The following is a 2,757-nucleotide window of genomic DNA, read 5'->3' on the forward strand; positions in this document are numbered from 1 at the left end:
AGTTCAGTATTGGTGACAGACCACCACAAGTATCCAACCTCAATTCTGTTCACAAGACCATCGTTGATGTTCTCGGCGAGCGATACCGTCGAATTTATTCTTAAAGTAGGTGCGGAATGACGGATAACTATTTCCTCTCTACGTTTTTTGATATCCTCCCCGACCTGAAGGACGGGGCTTTACTGCGCACCAGATAATTACAGGCGCAGATGCGCCAGCATTGTCGCACTGAGTTTGCTCGCTTTTGACATCACGCACCGCCTTTTTCCCTTAACTGGTATTCCTTCCTGCGGTAGTACCAGTTGATCGCAAAAGTGCCGATAGTGCAGACCATGCCGACAATAATTGCCCAGTCACCAAGCGTTAATCCTTCCATTTTGTCTGCAAGCAGCCATACGCTTTCTTTTGTTGCCTGGGCGTAGGCTCTGGCAGATGCGCCAAGGCCAATAAGTCCCGTTCCGCTTCCGTATGAAAGCCTGCTGTAGATAGTGCTCATTCGTGTCATAGCCTCACCTCCCAACAGGGATGGCGCTGTGTGTGATTTACAGGAAAAGAAAAGGCCCACCGAAGTGAGCCTGATTGAATTTTTTGGGGGTTAAACTGCCAGACCTTTCTGGTCAGAGAATTGCTCTCTCAGATTCTGATTATCTGGCAACAATGCCCATGCGACGTAAAAATCATGCGGAGTATATTCATCCATAGCCCAGGAATAAATTCCTATATTGTAGAGTGCTCCGTCTTCTTCAAAGGCGCGGACATGTCCAATGTGATAGCCATCGCACGGGTTATAGATCAGCACATCTTTGCCATCCATGCCCACAACAGGTTTTTCGCTCGCTGGACGAAAAAGCAATTGCTCGGTTATCTGTTTTGACATGCTGGCTCCATAAAAAAGCCACTCAGTGGCGACTTTATGTGATCTCAGGGAAATAAAAAAGGCCACGCATTAGCGTAGCCTTTTAAATTGCCAACTAAATGTTAGCTTTTAATTTTTTTATACTTTTCGCATAACGCAGCCAGTATTGCAGCCGTTTCGACATCCAACTCTCCATCGTACTTTGCCTGGCGGAAATGCAGCTGGAATGCCCTGATTAATTGCTTAAAACCATTATCCGTATTTGCTGTTTTGGTTGAATAGCCGTATTTATTCAATAAATTGATGACAGCGCTGCGTTCAGGTAGGCCCTGCGAGGTAAATTTAGCCCTGTATTCTTCGACGTTATCTGCATCCGGCCATGCACCAATACCCGCCTGGTAAAGTTCTTTCCAAGGGAAAGCCGCGCCCGGATCGCTTTTTCGACCCGGTGCAATGTCTGAATGTCCGACAACGTTAACAGGAGTAATATCCGGGTAGCGTTGCAAAATGTTTTTTGATAACTCGATGATGGCTTCTATCTGCTGCGGATGGAAAGGCGGAAAAGTAAACACTCCGTTTTTATCCGTTGCGAGATTGACCGTTTCAATGCCGATGGACGTGTCGTTGAGGTTGCTACGACCGGCCCAGTCACTCACACCCGCATGCCAGGCCCTGTCGTTTTCATCCACCAGGTTAAATATCCGCATATCCTTGAACCCTGCGTCGATGTAGGTACTTTCCGATGGGTCAGGGACGAGGTAATGGGCACTGACCGAATTACCGGTAAGAGTACTGACAGAACCTCTAAAATTACTGGCGGTGTAGTGCATAATCAGAAAACGAACCCGACGGTTGAAGCTTTTCACCGAACGATAGCTATTATAATCAATTTGATACATAGAAAACTCCTGCTACATGGAGATGGATAGAGTGTCCATCATAGCAACCTCTACTGTATAAAAAAACAGTAAAATGAAATTATGAAAGGGATTTCTGGCGTTATTCGGCAAAAATCAGCAGTAACATTTTAATAACAAAACGCCACTCTTGGGGTTCAGCCAAACCAACATGCGAATGGCTCATTTCTGACAGTTTTATGTTTTCAGTAGCCCAGAAACACAAAAGCCCCGCATCCGAAGAAGCGAGGCTTTGAAATTGAGGTCGTAAAATTAAATCACAATTCTAGATGTTAGAAGATTAGCACAGGTTTTTGTGCGCACGCAAGGGGGACGGGCAAAGTTACTACAGGATCCATATCGAGGCGGATAGCCATCGCTACAAAACACCCCTCTAAAAACTCCTCAGACGCTCTGAGAGACGTTCTGACACCAAGTATTGAAACCCATCGCTTCAGCAATCTGGCGCAGTGAGAGGCCGCCTATGAAGCGCTGACCCAGTATCAAAATATCTTCCCGGTTGCGAACCGTGCTCATATGCGCAACACAGGTATCAATTGCCATCCCGTCTTCGTCAGAGCAGCCCGGCTTCCCGCTGGCAATCGCCCGTTGAGGCATAACCGACATCGCAGGACAGTCCAGCAGCGAGCAGTATTCTTCCCTCGCAGCCCAGCGGCCCCAACGTTCCAGCACTTCCTGCATATCTCTGCGCATTATCTTCGACCTCAACACTGTTCAACAAATCGGGTAACGCTATCTGGGGATTTCGCTACCGGTAAATTTTTGCAACTTTCTCCGCTGAGCGATTTTCAACTTGCCGGCATTGCATATGAATATTCGGTGAATGAAAAACGCAACGGCTCGGGCGCAACATTTTTTGGGCTTTGTTGAATAAATAGAAAGTTTGGGTAATCATCGGATCAGATCACCATAGTTGTTTCAAAATCAGGTCTCCATGGCAAAACAAAATTTTAAAATCACTAACTGGCCCTCCTATAACAAGGC

Annotated in this window: 4 protein-coding genes; all 4 read right to left on the reverse strand. The window is 46.6% G+C overall.

The window, feature by feature from the left end:
* Positions 1 to 250: 250 nt before the first annotated feature.
* Positions 251 to 505, reverse strand: a complete 255-nt coding sequence (locus ACTBDZ_RS16795) for an HP1 family phage holin (RefSeq protein ID WP_438816149.1) — start codon at positions 503 to 505, stop codon at positions 251 to 253.
* 90 nt (positions 506 to 595) lie between these two features.
* The gene (locus ACTBDZ_RS16800) at positions 596 to 877 is read right to left on the reverse strand and encodes a hypothetical protein (protein WP_438816150.1); all 282 of its coding nucleotides are present in this window, start codon (positions 875 to 877) and stop codon (positions 596 to 598) included.
* 101 nt (positions 878 to 978) lie between these two features.
* Positions 979 to 1,755 carry an N-acetylmuramoyl-L-alanine amidase gene (locus ACTBDZ_RS16805; protein WP_438816151.1) on the reverse strand — a complete coding sequence of 259 codons (777 nt, stop codon included), beginning with the start codon at positions 1,753 to 1,755 and terminating at the stop codon, positions 979 to 981.
* A 402-nt stretch (positions 1,756 to 2,157) separates the two neighbouring features.
* Positions 2,158 to 2,466, reverse strand: a complete 309-nt coding sequence (locus ACTBDZ_RS16810) for an antiterminator Q family protein (protein WP_438816152.1) — start codon at positions 2,464 to 2,466, stop codon at positions 2,158 to 2,160.
* Positions 2,467 to 2,757: the final 291 nt, after the last annotated feature.

This window comes from Symbiopectobacterium sp., assembly GCF_051710365.1.
In the GTDB taxonomy this organism is placed as follows: domain Bacteria; phylum Pseudomonadota; class Gammaproteobacteria; order Enterobacterales; family Enterobacteriaceae; genus Symbiopectobacterium.